The organism is Streptomyces sp. NPDC001068 (genome assembly GCF_042897315.1).
Classification (GTDB): Bacteria; Actinomycetota; Actinomycetes; order Streptomycetales; family Streptomycetaceae; genus Streptomyces.
In genome coordinates, this window is the sequence record NZ_JBIAYD010000004.1 from 539,047 (window position 1) to 561,291 (window position 22,245).

Annotated in this window: 16 protein-coding genes, 1 pseudogene and 1 riboswitch; of the genes and pseudogenes, 5 read left to right on the plus strand and 12 right to left on the minus strand. The window is 73.6% G+C overall.

The genetic code is table 11. The features are described 5' to 3' along the window. Position 1 precedes the first annotated feature (1 nt). From cobI to ACFY3I_RS14775, 10 genes and pseudogenes are all read right to left on the minus strand, one after another. The gene (gene cobI / locus ACFY3I_RS14730; protein ID WP_365283542.1) at positions 2-748 is read right to left on the minus strand and encodes a precorrin-2 C(20)-methyltransferase; all 747 of its coding nucleotides are present in this window, start codon (positions 746-748) and stop codon (positions 2-4) included. Continuing rightward, positions 733-2,364, minus strand: a pseudogene (locus ACFY3I_RS14735) (cobyrinate a,c-diamide synthase); the annotation flags it as partial. The pseudogene ACFY3I_RS14735 and the gene cobI, both read right to left, overlap by 16 nt. Positions 2,365-2,366: 2 nt before the next feature. After that, positions 2,367-2,966, minus strand: coding sequence for a cob(I)yrinic acid a,c-diamide adenosyltransferase (cobO, locus tag ACFY3I_RS14740; RefSeq protein ID WP_390860837.1), 600 nt, complete (start codon positions 2,964-2,966; stop codon positions 2,367-2,369). Next, positions 2,966-4,978, minus strand: a complete 2,013-nt coding sequence (locus tag ACFY3I_RS14745) for a putative cobaltochelatase (protein ID WP_390860839.1) — start codon at positions 4,976-4,978, stop codon at positions 2,966-2,968. Before ACFY3I_RS14745 ends, cobO begins: the two co-directional genes overlap by 1 nt. Further along, positions 4,975-8,628 (minus strand): cobaltochelatase subunit CobN, encoded by a 3,654-nt coding sequence (cobN, locus tag ACFY3I_RS14750; RefSeq protein ID WP_390860840.1) that lies wholly within the window; start codon positions 8,626-8,628, stop codon positions 4,975-4,977. The genes ACFY3I_RS14745 and cobN overlap by 4 nt, the downstream gene beginning before the upstream one ends. Further along, a complete protein-coding gene (locus ACFY3I_RS14755) occupies positions 8,625-10,136 on the minus strand; it encodes a cobyric acid synthase (protein WP_390860842.1) in 1,512 nt (503 codons plus the stop codon). The genes cobN and ACFY3I_RS14755 overlap by 4 nt, the downstream gene beginning before the upstream one ends. Then, positions 10,133-11,083 carry a cobalamin biosynthesis protein gene (locus tag ACFY3I_RS14760; protein ID WP_390860843.1) on the minus strand — a complete coding sequence of 317 codons (951 nt, stop codon included), beginning with the start codon at positions 11,081-11,083 and terminating at the stop codon, positions 10,133-10,135. The genes ACFY3I_RS14755 and ACFY3I_RS14760 overlap by 4 nt, the downstream gene beginning before the upstream one ends. 99 nt (positions 11,084-11,182) lie before the next feature. After that, positions 11,183-11,325: riboswitch (cobalamin riboswitch) on the minus strand. A 191-nt stretch (positions 11,326-11,516) separates the two neighbouring features. Beyond that, positions 11,517-11,744 carry a hypothetical protein gene (locus tag ACFY3I_RS14765; protein ID WP_365283556.1) on the minus strand — a complete coding sequence of 76 codons (228 nt, stop codon included), beginning with the start codon at positions 11,742-11,744 and terminating at the stop codon, positions 11,517-11,519. A 20-nt stretch (positions 11,745-11,764) separates the two neighbouring features. Further along, complete coding sequence (locus ACFY3I_RS14770) at positions 11,765-13,003, minus strand: anion permease (RefSeq protein ID WP_390860844.1); 1,239 nt, start codon at positions 13,001-13,003, stop codon at positions 11,765-11,767. Positions 13,004-13,177: 174 nt separating this feature from the next. After that, positions 13,178-13,948: a lysozyme gene (locus ACFY3I_RS14775; RefSeq protein WP_390860845.1), complete on the minus strand. Its 771-nt coding sequence runs from the start codon at positions 13,946-13,948 to the stop codon at positions 13,178-13,180. A gap of 196 nt (positions 13,949-14,144) precedes the next feature. Between ACFY3I_RS14775 and ACFY3I_RS14780 the strand changes: the two genes are divergently transcribed. The 3 genes from ACFY3I_RS14780 (at position 14,145) to ACFY3I_RS14790 (ending at position 18,040) form a co-directional block, all read left to right on the plus strand. Beyond that, positions 14,145-14,879, plus strand: coding sequence for a class II aldolase/adducin family protein (locus ACFY3I_RS14780; RefSeq protein ID WP_390860846.1), 735 nt, complete (start codon positions 14,145-14,147; stop codon positions 14,877-14,879). Positions 14,880-15,140: 261 nt separating this feature from the next. Further along, positions 15,141-16,268 (plus strand): alpha/beta hydrolase, encoded by a 1,128-nt coding sequence (locus ACFY3I_RS14785; RefSeq protein ID WP_390860847.1) that lies wholly within the window; start codon positions 15,141-15,143, stop codon positions 16,266-16,268. A 365-nt stretch (positions 16,269-16,633) separates the two neighbouring features. Next, entirely contained in the window at positions 16,634-18,040 is a 1,407-nt protein-coding gene (locus ACFY3I_RS14790; RefSeq protein WP_365283566.1) for a hypothetical protein, read from the plus strand. A gap of 25 nt (positions 18,041-18,065) precedes the next feature. On the opposite strand, the gene ACFY3I_RS14795 is transcribed toward ACFY3I_RS14790, so the two are convergent. Both ACFY3I_RS14795 and ACFY3I_RS14800 read right to left on the minus strand, forming a co-directional pair. Next, positions 18,066-18,479 (minus strand): VOC family protein, encoded by a 414-nt coding sequence (locus tag ACFY3I_RS14795; RefSeq protein ID WP_390860848.1) that lies wholly within the window; start codon positions 18,477-18,479, stop codon positions 18,066-18,068. A 107-nt stretch (positions 18,480-18,586) separates the two neighbouring features. Then, positions 18,587-19,477 carry a neutral zinc metallopeptidase gene (locus ACFY3I_RS14800; RefSeq protein ID WP_365283570.1) on the minus strand — a complete coding sequence of 297 codons (891 nt, stop codon included), beginning with the start codon at positions 19,475-19,477 and terminating at the stop codon, positions 18,587-18,589. A gap of 208 nt (positions 19,478-19,685) precedes the next feature. Between ACFY3I_RS14800 and ACFY3I_RS14805 the strand changes: the two genes are divergently transcribed. Then, positions 19,686-20,522 carry a hypothetical protein gene (locus ACFY3I_RS14805; RefSeq protein WP_390860849.1) on the plus strand — a complete coding sequence of 279 codons (837 nt, stop codon included), beginning with the start codon at positions 19,686-19,688 and terminating at the stop codon, positions 20,520-20,522. A 92-nt stretch (positions 20,523-20,614) separates the two neighbouring features. Then, positions 20,615-22,213 (plus strand): ABC-F family ATP-binding cassette domain-containing protein, encoded by a 1,599-nt coding sequence (locus ACFY3I_RS14810; protein ID WP_365283574.1) that lies wholly within the window; start codon positions 20,615-20,617, stop codon positions 22,211-22,213. The last annotated feature ends 32 nt before the right edge of the window (positions 22,214-22,245 follow it).

Here is a 22,245-nt window from a genome sequence, read left to right on the forward strand (position 1 = left end):
CTCACAGTTTCCCGCCTCTGCCGCCGTCCCGGCGCGGCGGCGCGATGAGCGTGGAGAGGTACGGCAGCGGGGAGCCGTCGAGCTCGGCGGCCGGCCGGATGGACTCCTCGTCCAGGCCCAGCGCCGACCCCCACACGGCGTCCTCGGTCCGCCCGGTCTCCCGCAGCGCCTCGGCGACCGCGGCGGCCTGCCGCCCGAACTTGTACGCCACGACCGTCCCCGGCCCGCTCAGCGCGTCCTTCAGCACCTCGGCGCCCGCCGTCACCGGCACCAGCGTCAACGGCTCGGTCCCCTCGGTGAGCACGGCACCGGAGCGCGCCGCGAGGTCCTGCATGGCGGTGATGCCGGGCACGGTCTCCACGACGACCCCCGGGACCAGCGCGGCGATGGTCTGCGCGAGATAGGTGAAGGTCGAGTAGACGTTCGGGTCCCCGATGGTGGCGAAGGCGACGGACCCGTGCTCGCGCAGCAGCGCGGCGACCCTGGCACCGGCCTCGTCCCAGGCGGCCTCGCGCCGCTCCCGGTCGCTGCGCTCGTTCAGCGCGAACACGACCCGGACGACCTTCCCGGCGCCGACGTAGTGCAGCACGGTGGCCTCGGCGCGGCCCCGCTCACCGGTGTCCATCACGGGTACGACGACCACCTCGGCGGCGCGCAGGGCGTTGACGCCCTTCACGGTCACCAGCTCGGGGTCGCCCGGACCCACTCCGACCCCGATCAGCCTGCTGCTGTTCATGACGTCCGGCACCTCTCCACGAACCTTCGGGCCACACCGGGCTCGGACGCCCAGTGCGTGTGCAGATAACTCGCGTGCACGCCCTGCTGTACAAAACCCTCGACCCGCGGCCGAGGGGCCCGCACGCCCCACGCGGGGGCCGCGCCGGCCCCCGGTTCGACCGCGGTCCGGTGGAACTCGTGGCCCCGCACCCGCGTGCCCGCGACGGCCAGCACACTGTCGTTCACGGCGACGGCGTCCCGGTAGCCCAGAGTCAGCCGCTCGGTCATCCGCGCGTTCGCGTCCAGCACGCCGCACATCGCCAGCCCGTCGAGTTCCCGGCACAGGTAGAGCAGCCCGGCGCACTCGGCGGCCACCGGGGCGCCGCTCTCCGCGAGGGCGCCGACGGCCTTGCGCAGCGACTCGTTGGCGGACAGCTCGGCGGCGTACACCTCGGGGAAGCCGCCACCGATGACCAGGCCCCTCGTCCCGTCCGGCAACTGCTCGTCCCGCAACGGATCGAACGGAATCACCTCGGCCCCCGCGGCGGCCAGCAACTCGGTGTGCTCGGCATAGGAGAAGGTGAACGCGGCCCCGGAGGCGACGGCGACAACGGGCCGCCCGCCCCCCGAACACGACGACCGCGCCACACCACCACCGACCCCGTCCGACACCTGCGGCCGACGACCGGCCGACACCCCCTCCAGCCGGTCTGATGCCTGTGGACGACGATCGGCCGACACCCCCTCCAGCCGGTCTGATGCCTGTGGACGAAGGCCGGTCGGGACCCCCTCCAGCCCGTCCGGCGTTTGAGGACGAGGCCGTTCAGGCCGAAGCGGGGGTACGGGGGTGGCAGCCCCCGAAGCGGGGGGCGAAGGGGCGGCAGACCCCGAGGAGGGGACGGGCGGGGGCGAGGACACCGCCTCGGCCGCGTCCCAGGCCGCACCCGGCAACGCCCCCGCACCCCGCGCCAGTTCCATCAGCGCCCCGAGTTCACACCCGTCGGAGACCCGCGCGGCCATCGCGGCCACCGCCGCCACCGCGTCGGCCCGCCGCTCGGCGACCGGCACCAGCCCGAGGTGCCGCGACGGCGTGTCCACCTGCGCGGCCCGCCGCAGCACCCCGAGCACCGGCACCCCGGAGGACTCCAGCGCCTCCCGCAGCAACTCCTCGTGCCGGTCGGAGGCCACCTTGTTCAGGATCACGCCCCCGACCCGCACCTCCGGGTCCCAGGAGGCGAACCCGTGCACCAGCGCGGCCACCGACCGCGACTGCGACGACGCGTCCACGACCAGCACCACCGGCGCCCGCAGCAGCTTCGCGACATGCGCGGTGGACGCCAGTTCACCTTCCCCGGCGGCCCCGTCGTACAGCCCCATCACACCCTCGACCACGGCGATGTCGCAGCCTCGCGCACCGTGCGCGAACAGCGGCCCGATCAGCTCGGGACCGCACAGGTACGCGTCGAGGTTCCGTCCCACCCGCCCGGTCGCGAGCGCGTGGTACCCGGGGTCGATGTAGTCAGGTCCGACCTTGTGCGGGGACACGGCGAGTCCCCGCGCGGCGAACGCGGCCATCAGCCCCGTGGCGACGGTGGTCTTGCCGCTGCCGGACGACGGCGCGGCGATGACCAGCCGGGGGACGGAGGACATCACCACTCGATGCCCCTCTGCCCCTTCTGCCCGACGTCCATCGGGTGCTTGACCTTGGACATGTCGGTGACGAGGTCGGCGAGGTCGACCAGCTTCTCCGGCGCGTTCCGCCCGGTGATCACGACATGCTGGTCCCCGGGCCGGTTCCGCAGCACCTCGACGACCTCGTCGGTGTCCACCCACCCCCAGTGCATGGGGTACGCGAACTCGTCCAGCACGTACAGCCGGTACGTCTCGGCCGCCAGGTCCCGCTTGACCTGCTCCCAGCCCTCCCGGGCCTTGTCCTCGTTGTCCATCTGCGCGTCGCGCTGCACCCAGGACCAGCCCTCGCCCATCTTGTGCCAGGCGACGGTCCCGCCCTCCCCGGAGTCGCCGAGCACCCGCAGCGCCCGCTCCTCGCCGACCTTCCACTTCGCCGACTTGACGAACTGGAACACCCCGATCGGCCACCCCTGGTTCCAGGCGCGCAGCGCGAGCCCGAACGCGGCGGTGGACTTCCCCTTGCCGACGCCCGTGTGCACGACCACCAGCGGCCGGTTGCGGCGCTGACGAGTCGTCAGGCCGTCGTCCGGTACGACACTCGGCTGTCCCTGCGGCACTACGCCGCCCTCCTCTGCACGTCCTTGACCAGCCCGGCGATGGAGTCCGCCCGCAACTCGCCGAGCGTCACCGCCGTGCCGCCCAGCTCACTCGCCAGCTCCCCGGCGAGCCCGAGCCGTACCGGCCCCGACTCGCAGTCCACGACCACCGAGGCGACCTGGTCGGCCGCGAACAGCCGGGCCGCCCGCCCGGCCAGGGCGACCGGCTCCGGACCGCCGGTGGCCCGTCCGTCCGTCACCACGACCATCAGGGCCCGGCGCGCCGGATCCCGCAGCCGCTCCACCCGCAGCACGTCGTGCGCCCTGAGCAGCCCGGCCGCCAGCGGGGTACGGCCGCCGGTCGGCAGCGCCTCCAGGCGGGCCGCGGCCGCGTCCACGGACGAGGTCGGCGGCAGCGCCACCTCGGCGGCCGAACCCCGGAAGGTCACCAGACCCACCTTGTCCCGCCGCTGGTAGGCGTCGAGCAGCAGCGACAGCACGGCCCCCTTCACGGCGCTCATCCGCTGCCGGGCCGCCATCGACCCGGACGCGTCGACCACGAACAGCACGAGGTTGCCCTCGCGCCCCTCCCGGGTCGCCTGCCGCAGATCGTCCCGCCGCACCACCAGGCCCAGTCCCGACCGCCCCCGCGCCCGCTGGTGCGGGGCCGCGGCCTGCACCGTGGCCGCCAGGTGCAGCTTGGTCAGGGCACCCCGGGGCCGCCGCGCACCCGTCGTACGGCCGTGTTCGGTGCGGGCCCGGGAGCGCCGTCCGGCCGCGCCCGCGCCGATCCCCGGCACGGTGAGCACCTTGGTGCGGAACGGCTCGGCGGACCGCGTGGGCGCCTGTTCGCCGGACCCGCCCGGGGCCTGCGGCTCGCCGTCCTCGCCGGGCTCGGGCCGGGCGCCCGTGTCACCGCCCTGCGGCCCGCCGTCGTCGGGCGCCGGCCCGCCGCCGCCCCCGCCGGGACCGTCCGGATCGGGATCCTCGTCCTCGTCCGCGGCCTCGGCCTCGTCCTCGCCGGAGAACTCCTCCAGCGTCCGGTCCAGCCTGTCCTCGTCGAGTCCGGGCGCGTCGAAGGGGTTGCGGCGCCTGCGGTGCGGCAGCGCGAGCAGCGCGGCCTGGCGCACGTCCTCCGCCAGCACGTCCGTCCGCCCGGCCCACGCGGCCAGCGCGGTGGCGGTCCGCGCCATCACGATGTCGGCGCGCATGCCGTCCACCTCGAAGGCCGCGCAGGTCGCCGCTATCTGCCGCAGCGCCCCGTCGCCCAGTCGCACCGACGGCAGCAACGCCCGTGCCGCCACGACCCGTTGCCGGACCGCGGCCTCCTCGTCGGCCCAACGGGCCGCGAAACCCGCCGGATCGTCGTCGTAGGCGAGCCGCCGGCGGACCACCTCCACCCGCTGGTCGGGCTCGCGCGAGGCGGCCACCTCCACGGTCAGGCCGAACCGGTCGAGCAACTGCGGCCGCAGCTCCCCCTCTTCGGGGTTCATGGTGCCGACGAGCAGGAACTTCGCCGCGTGCCGTACCGAGACACCCTCGCGCTCCACGTACGAGGCGCCCATCGCGGCCGCGTCCAGCAGCAGGTCGACGAGGTGGTCGTGGAGGAGGTTGACCTCGTCGACGTAGAGGATGCCCCGGTGAGCGTCGGCCAGCAGGCCCGGCTCGAAGGCCTTCACACCCTCCGCCAGGGCCCGTTCGATGTCGAGGGCGCCGACCAGTCGGTCCTCGGAGGCGCCGACCGGCAGCTCGACCATGCGCGCCGGACGGGACTCGAACGCCCCGGGCGGGTTGTGCGGACCGTCCGGGCAGCCCGGGTCCGGGGCGGCCGGGTCGCAGGAGAATCGGCAGCCGGCGACCACGTCCACGGTCGGCAGCAGCACCGAGAGCGCGCGTACCGCGGTGGACTTGGCGGTGCCCTTCTCGCCGCGCACGAGCACGCCGCCGACCGCCGGCGACACGGCGTTCAGCAGCAGCGCCAGCCGCAGGTCGTCCTGGCCGACGACGGCCGTAAAGGGGAAGGGGGTGGTCACTGGTCGCCCTCCAGGTCGCCTTCGAGTTCCAGGTAGGTGGCGCGCAGCCGCTCCAGGGTGTCCGCGTCCGGTTCGGCCCACAGGCCGCGCTCGGCGGCCTCCAGGAGCCGTTCGGTGATGCCGCGCAGCGCCCACGGGTTGGACTTCTTCATGAAGTCCCGGTTCTCGGCGTCGAAGACGTACTCGGCGCTGAGCTTCTCGTACATCCAGTCGTCCACCACTCCGGCCGTGGCGTCGTAGCCGAAGAGGTAGTCGACGGTCGCCGCCATCTCGAAGGCCCCCTTGTAGCCGTGCCTGCGCATGGCCGCCATCCAGCGCGGGTTGACCACCCGGGCCCGGAAGACCCGGTGGGTCTCCTCGCCGAGGGTGCGGGTCCGCACCTGGTCGGGGGTGGCCGAGTCGCCCACGTACGCCTCGGGGCTGGCACCGGTGAGATGGCGCACCATCGCGACCATGCCGCCGTGGTACTGGAAGTAGTCGTCGGCGTCGACCAGGTCGTGTTCGCGGGTGTCCACGTTCTTCGCGGCGACCGCGATCCGCCGGAACGCGGTCTCCATGTCCCCGCGTGCCGCCCGCCCGTCGAGCCCGCGCCCGTAGGCGTACCCGCCCCAGACGGCGTACACCTCGGCGAGGTCGGCGTCCGAGCGCCAGTTGCGGGCGTCGATCAGGGGCAGCAGGCCCGCGCCGTACGCGCCCGGCTTGGAGCCGAAGACGCGGGCGGTGGCGCGCCGCCGGTCGCCGTGCTCGGCGGTGTCCTCGTCGGCGTGCGCGCGCACGTAGTTGCGGTCGGCGGGTTCGTCCAGCTCGGCGACCGCCCGCACGGCGTCGTCGATCAGCCCGACCACGTGCGGGAAGGCGTCCCGGAAGAAGCCGGAGATGCGGACCGTGACGTCGATGCGGGGCCGGCCCAGTTCGTCGGGCGGGACCACCTCGAAGCCGGTGACGCGCCGGGAGGCGTCGTCCCAGACCGGACGGCAGCCCAGCAGCGCCAGGATCTCGGCGATGTCGTCGCCCTGGGTGCGCATCGCGGAGGTGCCCCACACCGTCAGCCCGACGGACTTCGGGTACTCGCCCGTGTCCTGCAGGTACCGCTGCACCAGCGAGTCGGCCAGCGACTGGCCGACCTCCCAACTGAGCCTCGAAGGGATGGCCTTGGGGTCGACCGAGTAGAAGTTGCGGCCGGTCGGAAGGACGTTGACCAGGCCGCGGGTGGGGGAGCCGGACGGTCCCGCCGGGACGTAACCGCCCTCCAGGGCCTTGAGGATGTGGCCGATCTCGTCCGTAGTGCGGGCGAGCCTGGGCACGACCTCGGCGCAGGCGAACTCCAGCACCGCGACGGCGTCGGGGAGTTCGGTACCGACGACGTCACGGACGAGGGAACCGCTCTCCGCGACCGCCCAGCCGCGCTCCTCCATGCCCTCCGCGATCCGCCGGCACAGCTGCTCCAGCAGGTCGACGGCGTCGGCGGCCGTGCGCGACGGACCCTCGACGAGGTCGGACAGCTCCACCGGCACCTTGGCGGGCGCACCGGGCTCGGCCAGCAACTCCTTCTCGACCAGGCCGAAGTGGGCGGCCAGCGCGGCCCTGAGCCCGGGCAGCGCGTTGGCCTGCCCGCCCCACACCTGCGAGGCCCGCAGCACGGCCAGCACCAGGTTCACGCGCGCCTCGCCGACCGGCCCGCCGCCGAGGACGTGCAGGCCGTCGCGGATCTGCACGTCCTTGATCTCGCACAGGTAGCCGTCGATGTGCATGACGAACTCGTCGAAGTCGGCGTCGTCCGGCTGGTCGTCCACGTGCAGGTCGTGGTGGAGCTCGGCCGCCTTGACCAGCGTCCAGATCTGCGCCCGCACGGCCGGTGCCTTCGCCGGGTCCAGGTCGGTGACCAGCGCGTACTCGTCGAGCAGCTGCTCCAGCTTGGCCAGGTCGCCGTAGGTGTCGGCACGGGCCATCGGCGGGACCAGGTGGTCGACCACGGTGGCGTGCCCGCGCCGCTTGGCCTGGGTGCCCTCGCCGGGGTCGTTGACGATGAACGGGTAGATCAGGGGCAGGTCGCCGAGGACCGCGTCCGGCGCGCAGCCGGCCCCCAGCCCGAGCCCCTTGCCCGGCAGCCACTCCATCGTGCCGTGCTTGCCCATGTGCACGATCGCGTCGGCGCCGAAACTGTTCTCCAGCCACCGGTAGGCGGCCATGTAGTGGTGCGACGGCGGCATGTCCGGGTCGTGGTAGATCGCGATCGGGTTCTCGCCGAAGCCGCGCGGCGGCTGGATCATCACCACGACGTTCCCGAACCGCAGGGAGGCGAGGACGATGTCCTCCCCGTCGACGTAGAGGGAGCCCGGCGGCTCGCCCCACGCCTCGGTCATCGCGTCCCGCAGCCCGGGTTCGAGTTTCCCGAACCACGCCCGGTAGTCGGCGAGCGGAACCCGCGCGGGCGCCGAGGCCAGCTGCTCCTCGGTCAGCCACTCCACGTCGTGCCCGCCGGCCGCGATCAGACGGTGGATCAACTCGTCACCGTCCGAGGGGTATTCGGTGACGCCGTAGCCGGACTCCCTGAGCGCGTCGAGGACTCGCACCGCCGAGGCGGGCGTGTCCAGTCCGACCGCGTTGCCGACCCGCGAGTGCTTGGTCGGGTACGCGGTGAAGACCAGCGCGACGCGTTTGTCCGCGTTCGGCTTGTGCCTCAGCCCGGCGTACCGGACGGCGATCCCGGCGACGCGTCCGGCCCGCTCGGGGTCGGCGACGTACACCGGGACGTCGTCCGGGCCCTGCTCCTTGAAGGAGAACGGCACGGTGATCAGACGGCCGTCGAACTCCGGGATGGCGACCTGCATCGCCGCGTCCATGGGGGAGAGCGCGGCGTCGGAGTCGTCCCAGGCCTGCCGGGAGGAGGTCAGGCACAGCCCCTGCAGCACGGGCACGTTCAGGTCGGCGAGCGCCCCGACGTCCCAGGCCTCCTCGTCGCCGCCGGCCGAGGCCTGCGAGGCGTGGGTGCCGCCGGCCGCCAGCACGGTGGCGACCAGCGCGTCCGCCCCGGCCAGGATCTCGTACAGCCCGGCGTCCGCGCCGCGCAGCGAACCGCAGTACACGGGAAGGGCGTTGGCGCCCCGCGCCTCGATCGCCTCGCACAGGGTGTCCACGAAGGCGGTGTTGCCGCTGAGTTCGTGGGCCCGGTAGAAGAGCACCCCGACCGTGGGCCGCCCCTCCCGGAGATGGTGACCGCCGTGCACCCCGAACTCGGGCATCTTCCGGGGCTCGGTGAACCCCTCACCGGTCAGCAGCACGGTGTCGGACAGGAACCGGGACAGCTCCAGCAGGTTCTCGGGGCCGCCCTCGACGAGATAGCGCAGCGCCTCCGCGACCACACCGGCGGGCACCGAGGACTCGGCCATCAGCTCGGCGTCCGGCACGGCCTCGCCGCCGAGCAGCACGGTCGGGATCCCGGCGGCCCGCAGCGCGGCGAGCCCGTCCTCCCAGGCCCGCTTGCCGCCGAGCAGCCGTACGACGGCGATGTCCGCGCCCGCGATCAGCGCGGGCAGCTCCGCCGCGACGTCGACGCGCGTCGGATTGCCGATCCGGTAGTCGGCACCGGCGGCGGCCCGGGCCGCCAGCAGATCGGTGTCGGCGGTCGACAACAACAACACAGTGCTCATGCGGGCGCTCCCGGTGGAATGAAAGGCAGTCCTTGCGGCGCGCCCGACTCGATGAGCCGCCAGAGCGCGTCGGTGTCCGCGTGCTGTTCGATCAGGTCGCCGAGCCGGTCGAGCTGCTCCTCGCGCAGCGCGGCGAACGAGGTGTCGGGGGCCGGCACGAACCGGCGGCCCGCGGCGGCCGCGACCTCGCGCAGGAAGGCCCGGCGGAAACCGTCCGACTCCAGGGAGCCGTGCCAGTGGGTGCCCCAGGTCTGTCCGACCCGGCAACCGTCCAGGAAGGCTTCTCCGCCGGTGACTTCGGCGACCCCGTGATGGATCTCGTACCCCTCGACCCGCTCGCCGAGGGCCTCGCCGACGGGCCGGGTCAGTGTCTTCTCCCGGGCGAACCGGACGCGTACGGGCAGGATCCCCAGTCCGTCCACGTGCCCCCGCCGGCTCTCCACCTCGTCCTCGATGTGCTCCCCGAGGACCTGGAAGCCGCCGCAGACCCCGAGCACGGGCCGCCCCTCGGCGGCCCGGCGGCGCAACGCCTCCGCGAGCCCCCGCTCGCGCAGCCACTCCAGGGCGCGGACCGTGCCCCGGGTACCGGGGACGACGACGAGGTCGGCGTCGGCGAGTTCCTCCGGCCGGTCCACGAACCGCACCACGACACCCGGTTCGGCGGCCAGCGCGTCCACGTCGGTGAAGTTGGACATCAGGGGGATCGCGCAGACGGCGACCCGGAGCACGTCCTCGCCGACGGGCGGCGCGGTGTCCGACTCCCGTACCGTCCCGCGCAGCGACACCCTGAGCCCGTCCTCCTCGTCGATCCCGAGCCCGTGCCGGAAGGGGAGCACGCCGTACGTCCGGCGTCCGGTCAGCCCGTGCAGCATGTCGAGGCCCGGCTCCAGCAGGGAGACGTCGCCACGGAACTTGTTGACGAGGAACCCGGAGACCAGGGCCTGGTCCTCGGGCGAGAGCAGGGCGACGGTGCCGAAGAAGGAGGCGAACACGCCCCCGCGGTCGATGTCGCCGACGACGAGGACGGGAATCCGCGCGTTGCGCGCGATCCCCATGTTCACGATGTCGGTCCGGCGCAGGTTGATCTCCGCCGGACTGCCCGCCCCCTCACAGATCACCGCGTCATACGTGCCCCGCAACTCGGCGAGGCAGTCGAGCACGGTGCCGAGCAGCTTCTGCCGCCGTCCGCCGTGGTAGCCGCGCGCGCTGAGCTCACCGACCGGCTTGCCGAGCAGCACGACCTGACTGCTCTGCTCGCCGCCCGGCTTGAGCAGCACGGGGTTCATCAGCGCGGTCGGCTCGACGCGGCAGGCCTGCGCCTGCATGGCCTGCGCCCGCCCGATCTCGGCGCCCTCGCGGGTGACGAAGGAGTTGAGGGACATGTTCTGCGCCTTGAACGGCGCGACCCTGACGCCCTGCCGGACCAGCCACCGGCAGATCCCGGCGGTGACGACGCTCTTGCCGGCGTCGGAGGTGGTACCGGCGACGAGGAGACCGCCGTTGTTCATGAGGCCCTCCCCGAGAGCGCCCCGCGCGCCAGGGCCGCGGCCGCGCTCACGCCGAGCGCCAGCCATCCCACCCGGCGCGACAGCCGTACCGCCCGCTCGATGTCGGCGACTTCCACAGCCCGTCCCTCCCCGTTCAGCACCGGCCGGTGCTCGATGCGCCCCCCGTACGACAGCGTCCCTCCGAGCCGCACCCCGAGCGCTCCCGCGAACGACGCCTCCACCGGCCCCGCGTTGGGGCTCGGATGCTTCGCCGCGTCGGACCGCCAGGCCCGCACGGCTCCCGCGGTGTCGTCGCCGGCGGCGGCCGCCAGCGCGGCGGTGAGCCGTGCCCCCGGCCATCCCGCCACGTCGTCCAGCCGCGCGGAGGCCCACCCGTACCGCCGGTACCGGGCGGACCGGTGACCCACCATCGCGTCCAGGGTGTTGACGGCCCGGAACCCGAGCAGCCCCGGCACCCCGGCGAGGGCTCCCCACACCAGCGCGCCCACGACCGCGTCGCTGGTGTTCTCGGCGACCGACTCCACGACGGCCCGGGCGATCCCGTCGGCGTCCAGGGCCTGCGGATCGCGCCCGCACAGATGGGGCAGCCGGGCCCGGGCGGCCTCGACGTCCCCGGCCCGCAGGGCGCGCCCGACGGCACCGGCCTCGCGGGCGAGCGAAGTGCCCCCGACCACGGCCCAGGTGGCGGTCGCGGTGAGCGCGACGGAGGCGGCGGCGGACGGCCGCAGGGCACGCTGGGCCAGGACGCCCAGCGTCACGGCGCCACCGGCGCAGACCGCGGTGTGCAGGGAGCCCCAGCCGCGGTCGTCCCGCCACAGCACCCGTTCGACGGCTCCTGCCGCCCGGCCGAACGCGGCGACCGGATGCCCGCGGCGAGGATCGCCGAGCAGCAGGTCACCGAGAAGGCCGGCGGCGGCGCCGTACGCGAAGACGCGACCGGCACCCATCGGCTCAGCCGGCCGCGGGGGCGTGAACGGTCCGGGTACTCAACCTCGTTCGGCAGCCGCGCATGGCGATATGTCCTCACTCAGGGTGTCCACGCCCTGGTTCGACGAGACCGGCGGTGAGAGTTCCTGGCTCCCGGGGGTTGTTACCCCGGTGACAGTGGCGGGACCGCGCCGGATTCGCACCGGCTTCCTCTCTTGCCGCCGTACTTGGCTCCGGAAGTCCACCACGCCCCCGGAAGAGCCGTCAACTTGCCGTTGACCTGCGAGGGGAGTGTGTGGGAAGGCCCACACCGGTGGTCCAGCGGGGTTCGTGGGGCATGTCGAAGGCTCCTTCCCGACGGATCGGGAAGGAGCCTTCGGAGGCCGCCGGCGACCGGTCCGGCAGGGCCGTTGCCACGGCCGGGACCTTGCGACGGTCAGGACTCGGCGTAGGTCAGGACTTGGCGACGATCAGGTGGATGCCGTAGGCGACGACGGCCGCGCAGGCCGCGAAGCACAGGTAGGCGGCGGTCACGGCCAGGGCCGCGGAGTCGCCCTGGGCCGTGGCGCGTTCGCGGGCGGACAGGCCCTTGATGCCGAGGGTGAAGAGGGCGACCATGCCCACGGTGACCACGAGGCTGACGCCGAAGACGGAGCCGATGGCTGCCCAGTCGATGTTCATGTCGGGTTCTTCCTCGGGTGTCAGACGGTCGCGGCCGGGTCGGCGGCGGGAGCGGCGGGGGAGGGGATGGTGGCCGTCAGGGCGTCGGCGACCGGGCCCGCGGGCGGCGGGGTCACGGCGGCCATCGCCGCGGTCACCACGCCGGACGGCTCGGTGCCGTCGGTGTCGTTGACGTTCGCGCTGTCCACCACCTGGCGGCGGGAGAGCTTCCAGATCGCGGCGCTCGCGGCGACGAGGAAGACGGCGACGGCCGCCGTGCCCCAGTCGCCGAGGTCGGTCACGGACTCGGCGAGCGCGCCGACGGCCGCGGCCGCGGGGAGGGTGAGCACCCAGGCGACCATCATGCGGGTCGCGGTGGACCAGCGGACCGTGCCGCCCTTGCGGCCCAGGCCCGCGCCCATCACGGAGCCGGAGACGACGTGCGTGGTGGAGAGCGAGAAGCCGAGGTGGGAGGAGGCCAGGATGGCGGTGGCCGCGCTGGTCTGGGCGGCGAAGCCCTGCCGCGGCTGGAGGTCGGTCAGGCCCTTGCCCATGGTGCGGATGATCCGCCAGCCGCCGATGTAGGTGCCGAGCGCGATCGCCAGGCCGGCGGAGAGGATGACCCAGGTGGGAGGGTTCGAGCCGGGCGCGACGGAGCCGCCCGCGATCAGCGCGAGGGTGATGATGCCCATCGTCTTCTGCGCGTCGTTGGTGCCGTGGGCGAGTGAGACGAGGCCGGCGGAGGCGATCTGGCCGGCGCGGTAGCCCTTGCGGGTGGCGTTGTCGTCGGCGTTCCCGCCGATCCCGTAGGAAAGGCGGGTGGCGAGCATCGCCGCGAGGCCCGCGACGACGGGAGCGGCGACCGCCGGCAGCAGGATCTTGGTGACCAGGACGTCGCCGTGCACCGCGCCGAAGCCGGCGGAGGCGACGGTGGCGCCGACAAGGCCGCCCATCAGGGCGTGCGAGGAGCTGGAGGGCAGGCCCACCAGCCAGGTCACCAGGTTCCAGAGGATCGCGCCGACGAGGGCGGCGAAGATGACCTCGGGCCGGATGCCGTTCTCGTCGACGAGGCCCTTGGAGATCGTGTTGGCGACCTCCACGGAGAGGAAGGCGCCCACCAGGTTGAGCGCGGCGGACATGGTCACCGCGATCTTGGGCTTGAGCGCGCCGGTCGAGATGGTCGTGGCCATCGCGTTGGCGGTGTCGTGGAAACCGTTCGTGAAATCGAACGCGAGTGCGGTCACCACCACAATCGCGAGGATCAGCGAGAAGCTTTCCATTTACCCAGACAATCTTTAGAGGTCATCAGCTGTTGGACCGTAGGAAACCTGAATGAACGGAAGGTGAACTGAGATGGTCCCTGTGGTGTCTGGTGACGTCTGTGGAGTATCCGGGCGCGCGGACGGGCCGGGCCGCCGTACCGAATCGGGCCCGGCGGCCCGTTCGTCCGTTGGTCAGCGGCCGTCGGCGAACGCCTTCAGCCGGCCCGCCGATCCGTTGAAGAGATTCTGGTCACCCGGCAGGCCGCCGCGGTTGTCGTACTGCCAGAACGTCCATCGCGACCAGCCTCCCGGCAGCGTGCCCGCGTCCGCCGAGCCGTGCCGGGCGATCCACAGGGCGTGGTCCGCGGCGAAGGCGCCGCTGCCGCCGGTGCAGAGGTTCCACCAGTGGGTGGTTGTGTAGATCACCGGCCGCCGGCCGGTCTCCCGCCTCATCTCGTCGCTGAAGGACCTGATCCACCGGACCATCCCGGAGCGGCTCAGGCCGTAGCAGCGGTGCTTCCTGTCGTACGGGTCGTACTCGATGTCGAGCGCCGGCGGCAGGGTCCAGCCGTCCGCGCTCCAGGTGCCGCCGTGGCTCACGAAGTACGCGGCCTGGCGGGCGCCCGACGACTGGTCGGGCAGGGCGAAGTGGTAGGCGCCCCGCATGATCCCGGCCGCGCGTGAACCGTTGTACTGCTGGTCGAAGTACGGGTTGCGGTAGCCGGTGGACTCCGTCGCCTTGATGTAGACGAACATGGCGCCCTCCGCCCTGGCGCGGGGCCAGTCGACGTTCTTCTGGTGCGAGGAGACGTCGTGCCCGGCCGGCAGGTCCGCCGCGGACGCCGGTGTCCCGACGAGCGCGGGAGCGGCTCCCGCGAGGCAGAGGGCGAGGACGGCCGCGGCGAGCGTGCGGGCGCGGTGCCGCCGGTGGCGCGGGCGTGGCAGGAAGCGGTCACGGGCCATGAATCCCCCCGGAATGGCGACGTCTGTGACAAATCGTCCAGAGGCTATTGGAAGATCGACGGATCATCGGCGATCTTCGGCCAAGCTGCGGAATGGCTGTTTTTGTGCTGCTTTGCGCTCTACTGGATCCGGGGCGTCCGGCCTAAAGTGCATTGCCGCACAGGCCGGTTGGGGCGTCGGCTGGCAGGATCGGATCATGGCTGAACGGCGGCGGGACGAGCGGGACGGGCGGGACGGACAGGGTGGCGGGCGAGGTGTCTCGCAGCCGCGAAGACGGGACGTGCGCGCGGAGGAGACGGCCGCCTGGCGCGAACTCGTCGCCACGGCCTGTCGTACGGTGGCCGACGGGCTGGTCGTCGGCACCTCCGGCAACGTCTCGGTGCGCGTCGGCGACACCGTGCTGGTCACGCCGTCCGGCGTGCCGTACGACCGCCTCACCCCCGACGACGTGACGGGCGTCGACCTCCTCGGCCGTCAGGTGCTGGGCACCCTGGCCCCCACCAGCGAGCTGCCGATGCATCTGGCCATCTACGGCGGCACGGACGCCGGTGCCGTCGTGCACACCCATGCCGTGCACGCGACGGCCGTCTCGACGCTCGTCCCGGAGCTTCCGGTGATCCACTACATGTCCGCCGCCCTCGGCGGAGCCGTCCGAGTCGCCCCTTATGCGGCATACGGCACGGACGAGTTGGCCGAGAACACGCTCCGCGCCCTGACCGGACGCTCCGGCTGCCTCCTCCAGAACCACGGCGCGATCACCTACGGCACCACCCTGGCCCAGGCCTACGACCGCACGGCCCAGCTGGAGTGGATGTGCCGCCTGTGGCTGACGGCGTCCTCGATCCCGGGCCGGACCCCGACCCTGCTCTCGCCCGAGCAGCTGGCCGACGCGGGGGAGCGCCTGCGGGGCTACGGCCGGCAGGAGGGATAGGCGCCGACGAAGGGCGCCGACCGGACGGCCTCCTTCCCGTCCCGTCTCCCGGGGGTATGCGCCAGCCCCTTCCCGTCCCGTCTCCCGGGGGTATGCGCCAGCCCCTTCCCGTCCCGTCTCCCGGGGGTATGCGCCAGCCCCCTCCCGTCCCGTCTCCCGGGAGTACGCGCCAACCCCCGCCCGCCCCGCGAGCCCCGTTCACGCCACCGGCGCCGCGCCTCTCCACTGGCCGCCGTCCCGGTCCGCCCCGACACTGGACAGGTGCGCCCAGTCAAAGTCACGGCCGCCGCCGTCGGTGCCGTACTCGCCGCCGGCGCGGCCAGCGTGGCCGCGGGACGGTTCGCGAGTGACGCCGCGCTGAAGGCACCGCCCGGCCGGCCCCTGCCCACCGAGCCCCGCCTCACCGTGCACGGCACCGCGGCGGGCCGGATCACCCTCACCCGGGACCTCGCCTCGCTGCGCCCCGGCACCTACGGCCTGGCCGGCGACGGCTCGCACGCGGTCGTCGGAGCCGTCCTGGAGTCCGCCGCGGACACACCGGACACCGTCGTGCGACGACTGGAGAGCGTGACCCACGGCGCGCTGGAAACCGGCGACAAGGTCTGGCTCACCCCCAACGTCCACATCGGCAACCCCGGCGCGGCCCTCGGCCTGGACTACGCGGACATCGACATTCCGGGCGAACTCGGTTCGCTGCCCGCCTGGTTCGTGCCCGGCTACCGGGACACCTGGGTGATCGCGGTGCACGGCCTGGGCGCCACCCGCGAGCTCCCGATGAACGTCATGCGGTTCCTGCACGGCAGGCGCCTGCCCGTCCTCGCCCTCGCCTACCGCGGCGACCTCGGCGCCCCGCGCTCCCCGGACGGCCTTAACCACCTCGGCGAGAGCGAGTGGCGCGACCTGGACGCGGCGATCCGCTACGCCGTCCGCTACGGCGCCCGCCGTGTCGTCCTGTACGGCTGGTCCACCGGCGCCACCATGGCGCTGCTGGCCGCCGTCCACTCGGCGCTGCGCGAACGCGTCTCCGGGCTGATCCTGGACTCGCCGGTGCTCAGCTGGGAGGCCACCCTGCGGGCCCTCGCCCAGGCACGGCACACCCCCGACCCGCTGCTCCCGCTCGCCGTGCGGGCCGCCCAGGGCCGCGCGGGCCTGTACACCGACCACGTCGGCGCGCCGGTCGACCCGCAGCAGCTCACCGTGCCCACCCTGATCGTCCACGGCCCGGACGACACGGTGGCCCCGTGGGGGTACTCCCGCCGGCTGGCCGCGCGGCGCCCCGACCTCATCGCCCTGCACACCGTGCCGGACGCCCCGCACGGCGCCATGTGGAACGCCGACCCCCAGCAGTACGAGGAGCGGCTCCGCCGATTCCTCACACCCCTGATGTGACGTCCGCGCGGGGCGCTCCCTCCGGCGGTTCCTCCGGTCTCTCCGGTCGCACCGCCGTACCGCCGTGACTCCTGCCGCGCGTGACGCCCGTCCCCGACCTCGCCCCGACCCCGCCCCGACACCGGCCGGAGGCCCCGGTTCCAGGCGGTCCCGAGGGTTCCGTTTAAGGCCGTACCACTGGCCTGAACATGTCTCCTCGCCTCCGTTCGGACCCCGTGCGTTGGCCAGCCCCGTCGCCCGCCGTGACATTCCGTTTGGGTTTTCGGACCGTCAACCGGAAGACTGCACCCGTGACGTCCCGTATCCCGCGCGACTCAAGGCTTCGACTCGTCCGAACGCGACCCCTGGCCGCAGCCCCCCGAGCGATGAACCAGCGGCCCGCGCGCCGCCCCGCACCCCGCCCGCCCGAGGGCACCCCGGCCCCCGCCGAGCTGGCCAGAATGGCGCGGTCCGGGCTGGCCGGAGCGGCCCGAGTCGCCCACTGGGCCGACACGGCCCTCGGTCCGGGCAGCGACGGCGCGACCGCCGACGGCAAGGCCACCCTCTCCGAGGCGTCCGCCGAACGCGCGTCCGGCGATCTCGGTCTGACCGTCGCTCAGATCCGCGCCGACTGGGACACCGCCCGGCTCGCCGGCCTGGTCGAGGTGCACGGCGACAGCGCCCGCCCCGGCTGGCGCCTGCGCGCCTGGGACCGCGACGACAGTGCCGTGCTGCGCGGCTGGGTGGCCCTCTTCGACGCCTGGTCGCTCGCCCATCCGGAGCCCGCGGAGTTCGAGGCCGCCGCCGTCGCCGAGGTCGTCTCGGCCATGCCCCAGGTGCTCTCCTTCCTCCAGCTGTCCGCCGGTCCCGTCCCGGTCGAGCAGCTCCTGGACCTGCTGGGACAGCGGGTCACCGAGCTGCGCACCGAGCGCTGCGAGGTCTCCTACGACACGGAGACCGGGACCGGCACCGACGGCACGCCGGGGTCCGCCGCCCCCGTCACCGCGGTGCCCGCCACCGGCAGCCACCCGGCGGGACGGGTGCCGGCCGAGGACCCCGCCCCCGCCGAGGACGCCGAGCTCGCTCCCCTCCTCGACTGGTCCCTGCACGCCCTCGCATCCGTCGGCGCGCTGACCTACGGTGCCGGCCAGGCCACCCTCACCCCGCTGGGCAGCTGGGCGGTCTGGGTCAAGCTGGAGCAGATCTGCGTGGCCGCGCAGAGCCCCGCCGGGAACATCGAGGTCGCCGCCGAGGAGATGCTGCGCGGCTGCGCCCAGCTGCGCCCGAACGCCGCTCGCGCGGAGTACCGGGCCTGGCTCGCCGCCCGTCCCGTCGGCAGCGCCGTCGCCGAACTCGTCGCCGCCGCCCGCGGCGAGGACGCCCTGTTGCGCGGTCTCGCCTTCGAGGCGCTGCGCGTGGTCGGCGCCCCCGCCGAACCGGACGTCCACGCGGTCGTCGACGAGCCGACCCTGCGGCCGTACGCCCTGCTGTGGCTGGCCGAGCACGACGGGGCCGACCCCGAGGACGCCCACGAGGTGCTCACCCGCGAGGAGGCCACCTGGCTCTGGGTCGACACGGCCGCCGCGGTCGCCGACCACGGTGAGGCGCCCATGCTGGTCCGCCACCTGGAGTCGGCGCTCCAGCCCACCGTCCCCGCACTGCTCGACGAGGTGCGCGCCGTCGGTCACCCCCGGACCGTGCAGGTCCTGGTCGCGCTCGCCGCCGCCCACCCCGACCCGGCGCTGGCCAAGGCCGTCCGCCGGGCCGCCTTCCAGGTGCACACCGGAGGCTGACGGGGCGGACGGCGGGGCGGGTGGGTCAGGCCGTTATCTCCGGGGCGTAGGTGCCGAAGCTCCAGATGTTGCCCTCGACGTCCCGGGCCATGTAGTCCCGCGAACCGTAGTCCTGGTCGGTCGGGGGCATCAGGATCTCCGCGCCGTGGTCCACGGCCCGCTGGTGGTGTGCGTCGACGTCGTCCACGACGAGGTACACCCCGGTCGGGCCCGCGCCCTCCATCGCCGCGTCGAAGCGCCCGCCGCGGCCCCTGGAGCCCAGCATGATCGCGCCGTTGCCCTGCACCAGCTCCGCGTGCAGCACCAGGCCGTCCTCGCCCTCGTACACCGACAGCTCGGTGAAGCCGAAGGCCTCCGTCAGTTGCTTGATCGCCGCCTTCGCGTCCGTGTACAGCAGTGACGGATAGATGCTCGGCCGTCCGCCGGTCGTGTCTGCCATGCCCGATCACTCCCCTTGTGTGCCGGTCCCCCGAGAGCCTTCGTCCGGTCTGCCGCACAGTCTGGCACCCGGCACCGACAACGCCCCGGACGAAGGGGCCGCGCCGCTCACCGGAAGGTGTCGCACCGCGCCATGTCCCCGGTGCGGTACCCCTGGTAGAACCACTGCTGACGCTGCTGCGCCGACCCGTGCGTCCACGTCTCCGGCGTCACCCGGCCCTGGTACCGCTCCTGGATGCGGTCGTCGCCCACCGCCGCCGCCGCGTCGAGGCCGTCCCGGATGTCGGCGTCCGTCAGGCTGGTGATCAGGGGCCGCCCGGTCGACTCGTCCTTCGTGGTCGTCGCGTGCCGCGCCCACACCCCGGCGTAGCAGTCGGCCTGGAGCTCCACCCGCACCGCGTTGCTGTTCACGCCGGTCATGTTGTCCCGCGACCTGCTCAGCGTGCCCATCAGGTCCTGCACGTGATGCCCGTACTCGTGCGCCACCACGTACGCCTGCGCGAACGGGCCGCCGCTGGCGCCGAACTTGGTCCGCAGCTCGTCGAAGAACCCGAGGTCCAGGTAGACCTTCCGGTCACCCGGGCAGTAGAACGGTCCGACCGCGGAGGTCGCCGTGCCGCACGCGGTGGCGACCCGGCCGGTGAAGAACACCGTCGGGGCGTTCGTGTAGGTGCCCCCGCGCTGCCGGAACTCCTGCTTCCAGAAGTCCTGCACGCTGTTGACCACCGCCACCATCCGGCAGTCGTCCCTGGTGTTCGCGTCCCGTCCGGTATGACAGCTCTGCTGGACCTGCGCCAGCGAGGAGGAGGCGGGCGAGGGCGCGCTGTCGCCGGAGGAGAGACCCAGCTGGTCTGGTCCGACACCGAAGAACAGCGCCAGGATCAGTGCGATCAGGCCGGCCAGGCCGCCGCCGATGGTCGCCTTCCCGCCCGGGACGCGGCTGCTGCGGACGTCCTGGACCTCGGAGGTGTCCAGGTTCGCGTCGTCGTCGAACTGCATGGGGCACCGCCTTCTGCTCACACCGTCCCCTGCATCCACCTTGCGCCATCCCGGCCGTCACTTCCCGTCGATGGGCCGACGAACGCCCGATCGGGCGACGTCCGGGCCCGCCCCCGCGTCACGCCCACCCCCTGATCGCGGCCGTGGCTACGCTCTGCGCCTGATCCATGGGAAAAGGACGCCCGACCGGGCGCCGAAGGGGGTGGCGGTGCCCGTTCTGCGACCCGGGACGACCCCGCCCCCCGCCACCGCCGACGACTCCCCGCGCGATCCCCCCGCCAGGGCCGCCCGCCGCCCCCGGGCCCCCGCGCCCGCGGACCGCCGCCCCCAGGCCCCCCTCCCGTGCGGTCTCCCCGTCCGGCGCCCGCTGTCCGGGACCCTCGCCCGCCGCCTGCTCCCCGCCGCCCTCGCTCTCCTCGTGGCGGGCGCGCTGCTCTGCGCGGTTCAGCAGGTCCGGCCCGTGCCCTACGGGGATCACCTCACGCCCGGCCCGGCGGCGGCCGGCGCGCGGGCCCGCGGGGCGGCCGTCGAGGCGTACGACGGGCGGATCCTGCGGTGGCGCTACGCGCGCGCGGGGCGGCGTCCGCTGAGCGTGCTGCCCGCGCGCGGGCACGCCATCGCCGTCTGGGACGACGGTCTCGTCACCGACACCGACGGCCGCACCGTCCGCTGGCACCGGGCCCTGCCCGCGGCCACCGGCTGGCTCCGGCGACAGGGCGGCGCCGGCGTCCTGCGGCCCCTGGGGCGCGGCATCCTCGCGGTCGTCACCCCGGCCCGCATCGCCGCCTACCGCACCGCCGACGGCGACCTGCGCTGGGTGCTGCCCGCCCGCGCGGGCTGCGCGTTCCGGCCCGAACGTGCCGTACGTCACGGCCGTGCCCTGCTGATCGCCCAGCCCTGCGCGGACGGCGCCTGGACCGCGCAGCTCATCGCCGTGGACGACCTCGGGCGGATCGTGCCGCACCGCGCGCCCCTCGGCAACGACCTCCCCGGCACCCGCCCCGAACACCCGCGCACCGCAAAAGCGCTTGCGCCGCCCCGTTAGACTTGGCCCATGGCCATTCTCCTCGCGCATTAGACGGCGGGAACGTCCTCAGCCGCCCACCCGTCGAACCCCGTACGCCCTGGAGTCTGTCCGTGATCTCCGCCTCCGGTATCGAGCTGCGCGCCGGCGCCCGCATCCTCATCGAGAACGCCACCTTCCGTGTCGCCAAGGGCGACCGTATCGGCCTGGTCGGCCGCAACGGCGCAGGCAAGACGACCCTCACCAAGGTCCTGGCCGGCGAGGGCACCCCCGCCGGGGGCACCGTCACCCGCTCCGGCGAGGTCGGCTACCTCCCGCAGGACCCCCGTACCGGCGACCTCGACGTGCTCGCCCGCGACCGCATCCTGTCCGCGCGCGGCCTCGACGTCCTGATCCGCAAGATGCGCGAGAACGAACAGCGCATCGCCAACGGCCAGGGCGCCACCCGCGAGAAGGCGCTGCGGCAGTACGAGCGCCAGGAGACCGAGTTCCTCACCAAGGGCGGGTACTCCGCCGAGGCCGAGGCCGCCACCATCGCCGCCGCGCTCAACCTGCCCGACCGGGTGCTCGGCCAGCCCCTGCACACGCTCTCCGGCGGTCAGCGCCGCCGTATCGAGCTGGCCCGGATCCTGTTCTCGGACGCGGACACGCTGCTGCTGGACGAGCCGACCAACCACCTCGACGCCGACTCGATCGTCTGGCTGCGCGACTACCTGAAGACCTACCGCGGCGGCTTCATCGTGATCTCCCACGACGTCGACCTGGTCGAGACGGTCGTCAACAAGGTCTTCTACCTGGACGCCAACCGCTCCCAGATCGACGTCTACAACATGGGCTGGAAGCTCTACCAGCAGCAGCGCGAGGCCGACGAGAAGCGCCGCAAGCGCGAGCGGGCCAACGCCGAGAAGAAGGCGGCCGCGCTGCACTCGCAGGCCGACAAGATGCGCGCCAAGGCCACCAAGACGGTCGCCGCCCAGAACATGGCCCGCCGTGCCGACAAGCTGCTGGCCGGCCTGGACGCCGTGCGCGTCTCCGACAAGGTGGCCAAGCTCCGCTTCCCGGAGCCGGCGCCCTGCGGCAAGACGCCGCTGACCGCCGAGGGCCTGTCGAAGTCGTACGGCTCGCTGGAGATCTTCACCGACGTCGACCTGGCCATCGACAAGGGCTCGCGGGTCGTCATCCTCGGCCTCAACGGCGCCGGCAAGACCACCCTGCTGCGGCTGCTCGGCGGGGTCGAGCAGCCGGACACCGGCGAGGTGATCGAGGGGCACGGTCTCAAGCTCGGCTACTACGCCCAGGAGCACGAGACCCTGGACCCGGACCGCACGGTCCTGGAGAACATGCGCTCGGCGGCCCCGGACATGGACCTCGTCGAGGTCCGCAAGGTGCTGGGCTCGTTCCTGTTCTCCGGTGACGACGTCGAGAAGCCCGCGGGGGTCCTCTCCGGCGGCGAGAAGACCAGGCTCGCCCTGGCCACGCTGGTCGTCTCCTCGGCCAACGTCCTGCTCCTCGACGAGCCGACCAACAACCTCGACCCCGCCAGCCGCGAGGAGATCCTCGGCGCCCTGCACACGTACAAGGGCGCGGTCGTCCTGGTCACCCACGACGAGGGCGCCGTCGAGGCGCTCCAGCCCGAACGGATCATCCTGCTGCCCGACGGCGTCGAGGACCTGTGGGGCGCCGACTACGCGGACCTGGTGGCGCTCGCCTGACCGGCGGACCCGTCGTCCTGGTTTGATCGAAT

What these genes read in the sequence shown, in the direction of transcription:
- cobN (WP_390860840.1), bottom strand. Translation starts at nt 8,628, where the DNA reads ATGAGCACTGTGTTGTTGTTGTCGACCGCCGACACCGATCTGCTGGCG.
- ACFY3I_RS14755 (WP_390860842.1), bottom strand. Translation starts at nt 10,136, where the DNA reads ATGAACAACGGCGGTCTCCTCGTCGCCGGTACCACCTCCGACGCCGGC.
- ACFY3I_RS14760 (WP_390860843.1), bottom strand. Translation starts at nt 11,083, where the DNA reads ATGGGTGCCGGTCGCGTCTTCGCGTACGGCGCCGCCGCCGGCCTTCTC.
- ACFY3I_RS14765 (WP_365283556.1), bottom strand. Translation starts at nt 11,744, where the DNA reads ATGAACATCGACTGGGCAGCCATCGGCTCCGTCTTCGGCGTCAGCCTC.
- ACFY3I_RS14770 (WP_390860844.1), bottom strand. Translation starts at nt 13,003, where the DNA reads ATGGAAAGCTTCTCGCTGATCCTCGCGATTGTGGTGGTGACCGCACTC.
- ACFY3I_RS14775 (WP_390860845.1), bottom strand. Translation starts at nt 13,948, where the DNA reads ATGGCCCGTGACCGCTTCCTGCCACGCCCGCGCCACCGGCGGCACCGC.
- ACFY3I_RS14780 (WP_390860846.1), top strand. Translation starts at nt 14,145, where the DNA reads ATGGCTGAACGGCGGCGGGACGAGCGGGACGGGCGGGACGGACAGGGT.
- ACFY3I_RS14790 (WP_365283566.1), top strand. Translation starts at nt 16,634, where the DNA reads ATGAACCAGCGGCCCGCGCGCCGCCCCGCACCCCGCCCGCCCGAGGGC.
- ACFY3I_RS14795 (WP_390860848.1), bottom strand. Translation starts at nt 18,479, where the DNA reads ATGGCAGACACGACCGGCGGACGGCCGAGCATCTATCCGTCACTGCTG.
- ACFY3I_RS14800 (WP_365283570.1), bottom strand. Translation starts at nt 19,477, where the DNA reads ATGCAGTTCGACGACGACGCGAACCTGGACACCTCCGAGGTCCAGGAC.